Source organism: Neisseria sp. WLZKY-1, from assembly GCF_046546535.1.
Classification (GTDB): Bacteria; Pseudomonadota; Gammaproteobacteria; order Burkholderiales; family Neisseriaceae; genus Neisseria.
The window spans coordinates 1-1,181 of the sequence record NZ_JBKGTW010000105.1; the positions used below are offsets into that span (position 1 = coordinate 1).

Below are 1,181 nucleotides of genomic sequence, written 5' to 3' on the forward strand. Positions count from 1 at the left end.
GCGATTACGGTAGACACAACACCCGCACCGACGGTACGGCCGCCTTCGCGGATGGCGAAGCGCAAACCTTCTTCCATGGCGATCGGGGCAATCAGTTCAACGGTGATGGCCACGTTTTCACCCGGCATTACCATTTCCACGCCTTCTTCCAGAGTCACCGCACCGGTTACGTCGGTAGTACGGAAGTAGAACTGGGGACGGTAGTTGGCGAAGAACGGGGTGTGACGGCCGCCCTCTTCTTTGCTCAGTACGTATACTTCGGCTTTGAATTTGGTGTGCGGGGTGATGGTACCGGGTTTGGCCAATACCTGGCCGCGCTCCACTTCTTCGCGTTTGGTACCGCGCAGCAGTACGCCGACGTTGTCGCCTGCCTGGCCTTCGTCGAGCAGTTTGCGGAACATTTCGACGCCGGTACAGGTGGTTTTTTGGGTCTCTTTCAGGCCGACGATTTCGATTTCGTCACCGACGTGAATGATACCGCGCTCTACGCGGCCGGTTACCACGGTACCGCGGCCGGAGATGGAGAATACGTCTTCAATCGGCAGCAGGAAGGGTTTGTCTACGGCACGCTCGGGAGTCGGAATATAGCTGTCCAGTGCGTCGGCCAATGCGAAGATGGCGGTTTCGCCGATGTCGGAGGTGTCGCCTTCCAGTGCTTTGAGTGCGGAACCTTTGATGATAGGCACATCGTCACCCGGGAACTCGTAGCTGCTGAGTAGGTCGCGGATTTCCATTTCGACCAGTTCCAGCAGCTCTTCGTCGTCTACCATGTCGCATTTGTTCATGAAGACGATGATGTAGGGTACGCCTACCTGGCGGGCAAGCAGGATGTGTTCGCGAGTTTGCGGCATAGGACCGTCAGCTGCAGAACATACCAGAATCGCGCCGTCCATCTGGGCAGCACCGGTAATCATGTTTTTCACGTAGTCGGCGTGACCCGGGCAGTCTACGTGGGCGTAGTGGCGGCCTTCGGTTTCGTATTCTACGTGGGAGGTATTGATGGTGATACCGCGGGCTTTTTCTTCCGGGGCGTTGTCAATCTGGTCGTAGGCTTTGGCTGCGCCACCGAATTTTTTGGCCAAAATGGTGGTCAGTGCGGCGGTCAGGGTGGTTTTACCGTGGTCGACGTGACCGATGGTGCCAACGTTTACGTGCGGTTTGCTGCGTTCGAATTTTTCCTT

At 56.9% G+C, this 1,181-nt stretch carries 1 protein-coding gene; it reads right to left on the reverse strand.

Going from position 1 to position 1,181, the window contains the following annotated elements:
- Positions 1-1,181, reverse strand: a 1,181-nt coding sequence (gene tuf / locus ACLD9W_RS12330; RefSeq protein ID WP_410842281.1) for an elongation factor Tu, incomplete at both ends; no start/stop codon positions are given.